This window comes from Arthrobacter sp. Y3221157 (assembly GCF_059089865.1).
This window is the reverse complement of the sequence record NZ_JBNHFD010000127.1, coordinates 1-6,544: the sequence shown is the minus strand read 5'-3', so window position 1 is coordinate 6,544 and position 6,544 is coordinate 1. Positions and strand designations below refer to the sequence as shown.

Below are 6,544 nucleotides of genomic sequence, written 5' to 3'. Positions count from 1 at the left end.
GTCAGCTCCACCGTCGGCACCGCTGTCAGCTCCACCGTCGGCACCGCCGTCGTGCATGCCGGGGACGCCGGCCGCGCCACCGTCCGCGGGGCCTTCCTGCTGGCTTGGATCCTGCTCTGGACTTGTCATGCTTCCTCCCGAGAATCGAATCGCTTGGATCAGCTCCGTTACTGGCACCTGATCAACCAACCGGGCGATCCTTCATCTGCACCGCCCGTGATCACCCTAACCGCACGGGCCAGCCCTGGGAACAACCCTTTTCTACAACTCAGGCCCCGGCATCTTGGTACAAAGATGGAAACACCGTGCGGGGCTCGTCACGGCCCCGCTGGACCCGTCTGTGGTGGTACCGCCGCAGGTTCCGAGGCGGCTCAAAACAGATACCGGATTGCGCAGTGGGCAATACCGCCGACATGGAATCACAGACCGGCCCTGTTGTGGTGCCAGCGCAGCATGACCTGGGCAGGGGTCTTACCGTGTGCCGCGATACGGCCGATCGCCGCGTCCTCCAAAACGCTTGCACTGTTTTCGCCCCACCCCGGGTAGAACGTATTACCCCGATAAGTGACCAGCGCGGGTATGCACACAGTGGGATAACCTGGATTGACCCCAACCATGGACCTCAAAGTTATCCCACTGGGAGGGAAAGGGCGGGAGGGACTACTCCCGCCCTTTTCCCTCTGCTGGTTAGTGGTTGACCGTGTGTCCTTGGGCGTCGAGGTAGTCGCGCCAGGATCGCTTTGGGGTCCAGCCGAGCATCCGTTGGGCTTTCGCGCTAGAGATCCCCGAAGCGTCGGTACGGTCTAATTCGCGTAGCTCGATTGTGTGGCCGTAGTACTTGTTCAGGATCTCGGCGAAGTCGTGGCCGCCCGCATTGTCAGGGGAAGCGATGTAGAAGACCTCGTGTCCGGGTAGGTCTGACTCGGTGGCCAGGACAATGGCGTCGGCGAGGTCGTAGGCGTCGATGTAGCTCCAAAGGTTGGGGCTGAGGACCGACGCGTCCCGGATCTGCGGTCCGAGGTTAACCTCATAGTTGCCCTCGAACTGGACCCAGCTGGGCCGGATGGAGATGCAACGGATGTCGGACCGGGCGATGGCGGTGTCCATGAGTTGCTCGCCGAAGTGCTTGGAGAGCGCATAGGGGTCCTGCGGTCGGATCGGGTGCTCCTCGTCCACCGGTGCGTAGTCGGGTAGGAAGTCGCGCTCTGGAAAAAAGAACCCGGGGACCGTCTCGCTGGAGATGTAAACAAAGCGTTTCACGCCAAATCGTATGGCGGCCTCAAGGACATTGAATGTCGCCATGAGATTGGTCTGGAATACGACGTGAGGCGGATTACCAGTTGGTTCTGGAATCGCGGCGACGTGCACGACGGCGTCGACTCCGCGGACGACGGCATACGCTTCCCCCGCGTCGGTGAGGTCAGCCATCATGTATTGCGGGGTGCCTTCAGGCTTGCGCTCGAAGCCGGGACGGGTGAGATCGGTGGTGAGTACTTCGTGTCCGGCGTCGATCATCGCCCGGGTAGTGGCACGACCAACTTTTCCATGGGCGCCAGTGATCAGGACCTTCATTATGTCTCCTAGATGGTAGTGCGGGCTTGGTACACGGATGAGTAGGTATCTCTCACGCTCAGCTGGATCGCCGTCGGCCGCTGAATGGGTTCCAGGAGATGGTGCGCGGTGACGATCCACAGCAGTGGCGGGCGGATGATTTCCCCGTGCCGTGCAGGCGCACAATTCCTGCTGCTGGCCACCCACCCACTACTGCGCGGGCATTGACGAAGTCTCCTGTTCCATCGATAACCACATGACCACCAATTGATTTGGGTGAAACCTCGGTACCTGGTGGTGACACGGCCCTGTCGCGCCAGCCGCGGTGTCTGGAATCATGCTGCATCCTTGCACGTGGTGGAGCCTTAGAACTAGGATTAGTTTATAGCTTGAACTATATAAGTTGGACGCGTCAGGGTCAACGTCCGCTGCTTGCCACGAGGCGCCGTTTGTTCCTCTCGGCGTCCCGCTGCGTTGAGTTATGCAGGTGGCAGAGAAGTCACGCTATGTCACGGGGCGTGAGAGGGACACCCTCACAAGTTGACGCGAGTAGTGTGCGGGTACGTAGCAAAATTTGGGGCCGCGGCAAGGAGAAATGCAGTGTTACGAATCGGAATTCTGGGCGCAGCCGGCATCGCGCCCGCGGCGGTCATCCGGCCGGCCAGGCGACGAACCGACGTCGAGGTTGTCGCGGTAGCCTCCCGCCGTGCAGAATCTGCACGGCGGTTCGCAGAGCGCCACCGGATTGACCGTTTCTATAACGACTACGCTGCTTTGCTATCCGACCCCGGAGTTGATCTGGTCTATAACGCGCTGCCACCCTCCGAGCACGCTATGTGGTCGATTGCCGCACTCGAAGCAGGCAAGCACGTGCTCTGCGAAAAACCCTTCGCGATGAATGCCGGTGAGGCTGCGCAAATGCTGGAAGCTGCGCAAACGACAGGTTACCGCCTCATCGAAGCCTTCCACGACAGGTACCACCCGCTAAGCGCTGAGCTCGATGCCGTCAAGGCCTCCGGCGTGCTCGGGGAAATCTTGACACTGAGGGCAGACTTTTCCAGCTCAAATCCGTTCGATCCCGCGTCGCTGCGGCATGACCCGCGATTGGGTGGCGGATCGCTTATGGACCTCGGCTGCTACCCGGTTCACTGGGTGCGGGCATTCATGGGCGAAGAACCAACCATAGTCCGAGCCAGCGGGACCCTCAATCCCCTCGGCGCGGACCTAAGCGTAGCGGCCGACCTCCAGTTTCCCTCAGGAGCAAAAGCACTCATCACTTCAGCGATGCTGGAACAGCCCGGGCACCTGAACTCCTCCCTCGAAGTGCTCGGTACCGAAGGAAGACTGGTCGTCAACAACCTGGTGTTCCCTTCCAAGGGCCACTCCATCACCCAGAGCAATAACGGGCTGGACCGCACGTGGACCGTACGAGGCCTTGAGACCTACGACCATCAACTGGAGGCAATCGTCCATGGTCTTCAGTCAGGCATCCGGCTACTCACCGAGGGCCCCGACAGCCTTTTCAACATGACAGTCATCGACGGAATCTACGCCTCCGCAGGGTTCAGCCCCATGAAGTAGAAACAGATTTCCCGGGAGCGGCAGTACCGGGACGCCGATGCTGAACTAGGGACCACCGCCGGCTTTCGAATTAGAGCCGGAATTACTGCCACGCCACCTCCTCCAATTTCGGCTGCAAATGGGATCACCGCCCTACGCGGTCTGCCTTTGGAGTAGGGATTTAGGCGTTGCGGCGGCGGGTCCTCATGCTAGTCCTCCTTGGATATCCCAACTGCAGGGACGGTAGGACTCGGCGTCCTAGGAAAAGCAGGGACAGGAAAACCTGCTGACATCGCCGGAGGACGTGCGTAACGTCAACGGAGTAGTCCCTAGGAACTGGCCCCGCGCGACGCAGCCGCAGTGCCCTTAGTGCGTGCCGGGTGCAACGCGGGCGAATCAACACCCCCAACCACGAACTGAGGAACATCATGCAATACCGCACACTGGGCAACAGCGGCGCTGTAGTTTCAAACTACGCTCTGGGAACCATGACGTTCGGGGCGGAGACCACGGAGGAAACGTCCCATGCCATCCTTGATGACTATGTTGCCGCCGGCGGCAACTTTATCGATACAGCCGATGTTTACAGTGCCGGGGTATCGGAGGAAATCATCGGACGCTGGCTCACGCAGCGACCTGAAGCCAGGGACCGCATAGCACTGGCCACCAAGGGGCGCTTCCCAATGGGCGAGGCGCCTAACGACGTCGGCACGTCCCGCCGCCACCTGACCCGCGCCTTAGATGATTCCCTCCGCCGTCTGGGGGTGGAGCAGATTGACCTCTACCAAATGCACGCATGGGACCCCATAACACCGCTGGAGGAGACGCTGCGTTTCCTGCACGACTCCGTCAGCAACGGCAAGATCGCCTACTACGGGTTCTCCAACTTCCTGGGGTGGCAGCTGACCAAGGCCGTCCACCTGGCCAAAGCCCACGGCTGGAGCGCCCCCGTAACCCTCCAACCGCAGTACAGCCTGCTTGTCCGTGAGATCGAGTCGGAGATCGTCCCGGCCTCCCTGGACGCGAACATCGGCCTGCTTCCGTGGTCGCCACTGGGCGGCGGCTGGCTGTCCGGCAAATACAAGCGCGACCAGCCTCCCACCGGTGCCACCAGGCTCGGTGAGAATCCCAACCGGGGCATGGAGGCCTGGCAGGCCCGCAACGACGACCCCCGCACCTGGGACATCATCGGAACAGTGGAAAAGATCGCCGCTGACCATGGTGTCAGCGCCTCGCAAGTGGCTCTGGCATGGTTGGCAGATCGGCCCGCGGTGACGTCCGTGATTCTGGGCGCCCGCAACATCGAGCAACTGGCCGATAACCTTGCCGCTGCCGACCTCGAACTGACAACCGAGGAATCAGAGCGGCTAACCCAGGCCAGCCAACCCCGCGTCGGGGTGTATCCCTATGGCCCCATGGCTCAGGAACAGCGGAGCCGGAAGATTGAAGGCGGCAGGTAACCCAAGGCCACCAGCATGAGGCCGCGTCACCTCGACGTGAGGCTGGGGCATACCCCTAAGAGGTCATGTAGTACCCATAACTCCGGACCATGAACGGGCGTTGGACACGCACGCCTCACCCGACAGAACCTGAACGAGAAACGGCATAAAAGCAGTACAGAGCAGGCGGAGGGCCCCACTAGCCAGGTCCCTGAGCCCGCACCCACTTCAATAAGCCACCACGGCGGCCAGGCCACACGCCGCGGCCAACCCGTCAGCTGACTCTTATAGACGGCGGCAGGAGTCTCCGGAAACTAACCAAGTACTTCCCCGTCCGCCATATCTGGGCCCTATGCCACAGCTGACAAAAGGTGCGCAATCGTCAATTTTCCAAACGGGCGCTTGCTGATTTCACGCAGGCATCTGCGAGTGATCACCGAACGTGGGACGCCCGCGACGACCCGTCAACGCTCTGATCGCGAACACTGTCCCTGTCGGAGCAGTCGCGTACGCCGCGTCGCATCCAAGGGCTGAATCGACGGCACCTTGAAGGTCATAGTGGAAGGATCCCTAGGATCCTCATTTTCCCGCGGATAGTATCTGGGACAGGACACCACCGTATCGCGAGGGTCAGTGAGAACGTGATCGAAGCAGCTGCTGCCGTTATTGGCCGGAACAATGTCACCATGTTGGGCCGCGATGATGGGCCTGTGATGATGTTTGCCCACGGTTTTGGCTGTGATCAGGCTATGTGGCGGAAGCTCCTGCCCTATTTCGTTGATAATTACCGACTGGTGCTTTTTGATCATGTTGGTGCCGGACACTCAGACAGCAGCGCCTATGACTGGGAGAAATACGGGTCCCTGGGTGGTTACGCCTCAGACCTGCTGGAGATTTGCGCCGCCCTTGAACTTGAGGACGTCATCCTGGTGGGCCACAGCGTCAGCACGATGATCGCCGTGATCGCCGCAGTGCAGGACCCCAACCGTTTCTCCCAGCTGGTCCTGCTTGCTCCTTCACCCCGCCATACGGATGACCCGTACGACGGCTACGTGGGCGGATTTTCGCGAGAAGACATCGAGGGCCTGCTCGCATCTCTGGACAGCAACTATTTCGCCTGGGCCGCAGCCTTGGCGCCCATGGTTATGGGCAACCCCCAGGAGCCGGAATTGGCGGAGGACCTGCGTGTCAGCTTCTGCCGGACAAATCCGGCCATCGCACGGCACTTCGCCGGGGTAACTTTCTTTTCCGACACCCGCGCTGAACTGAAAAAGTTGCGGACCAGCTGCCTGATTCTGCAGTGCTCCGACGATCGGCTTGCCCCGCCGGAAGTGGGCGCCTACCTGCACAAGAATCTGGAACACAGCACCCTGGTGCAGCTTCAGGCCACCGGCCACTGCCCCCACGTCAGCGCTCCGGAGGAAACGGCCCGGGCGATCCTGCACTACCTCGGCACCCGCTCGTGACAGGCGCCGCCTTCCTCCCGCTCAATTTTCAAGCCTCTTTCATCAAGCACTCTGCTTATTCCTGACTACATAGCCCACCAACCGCTGACGAAGTCGTAGTTCGCCCTTACACGGGAACTGGCATTAGGGGGCCTTTTGTGGCCTCATAACTCATCCCGGAGAGATCCTGGGCCCTACGAACTGCCGTAAAGCACGGGAAGGCAGCAGGGATCAGAGCTTGATCTATCAAAAGATGAATTATCGGCGATTGGAAGGGCTTGGTGAGTGACCGGCGTTAAAGCCCGTAGTGGCGCAGCCGCCACTGTGAACGGGCGAAGTAGGACCTGGAGACTACCCTCCTGCCTGCGGAGCGGCTATGGTCTCGGTCATGAAGCCGATCATCCTCCTCGACATCAATGGTGTGCTCAACCCTGAGCTTCAGCCGGGTGACGAGTCTGATGGGAAGAATGCCCAGCTATCGGATCTAAAGGTTGCCCTGGTGCGTCGGCTCGCCACCAAAGGGAGGCTCGCGTGGGTATCGACGTCAAA

At 60.7% G+C, this 6,544-nt stretch carries 4 protein-coding genes and 1 pseudogene; 3 read left to right on the top strand and 2 right to left on the bottom strand.

What is annotated here, in order from left to right:
• Positions 1–414 precede the first annotated feature (414 nt).
• Together AC5RTT_RS19195 and AC5RTT_RS19190 are read right to left on the bottom strand one after the other, a co-directional pair.
• Positions 415–557, bottom strand: a pseudogene (locus AC5RTT_RS19195) (aldo/keto reductase); the annotation flags it as partial.
• Between the two features lie 130 nt (positions 558–687).
• Positions 688–1,572: an NAD-dependent epimerase/dehydratase family protein gene (locus AC5RTT_RS19190; protein ID WP_494146520.1), complete on the bottom strand. Its 885-nt coding sequence runs from the start codon at positions 1,570–1,572 to the stop codon at positions 688–690.
• 579 nt (positions 1,573–2,151) lie between these two features.
• Here AC5RTT_RS19190 and AC5RTT_RS19185 point away from each other — a divergent pair.
• From AC5RTT_RS19185 to AC5RTT_RS19175, 3 genes are all read left to right on the top strand, one after another.
• Complete coding sequence (locus tag AC5RTT_RS19185) at positions 2,152–3,132, top strand: Gfo/Idh/MocA family protein (protein WP_494146519.1); 981 nt, start codon at positions 2,152–2,154, stop codon at positions 3,130–3,132.
• Positions 3,133–3,539: 407 nt separating this feature from the next.
• Positions 3,540–4,571, top strand: a complete 1,032-nt coding sequence (locus AC5RTT_RS19180) for an aldo/keto reductase (RefSeq protein ID WP_494146518.1) — start codon at positions 3,540–3,542, stop codon at positions 4,569–4,571.
• Positions 4,572–5,191: 620 nt separating this feature from the next.
• Entirely contained in the window at positions 5,192–6,016 is an 825-nt protein-coding gene (locus tag AC5RTT_RS19175) for an alpha/beta fold hydrolase (RefSeq protein ID WP_494146517.1), read from the top strand.
• Positions 6,017–6,544 lie beyond the last annotated feature (528 nt).

Excerpts from the sequence above, each read along its gene's own strand:
- AC5RTT_RS19190 (WP_494146520.1), bottom strand. The coding sequence starts at position 1,572 with ATGAAGGTCCTGATCACTGGCGCCCATGGAAAAGTTGGTCGTGCCACT.
- AC5RTT_RS19180 (WP_494146518.1), top strand. The coding sequence starts at position 3,540 with ATGCAATACCGCACACTGGGCAACAGCGGCGCTGTAGTTTCAAACTAC.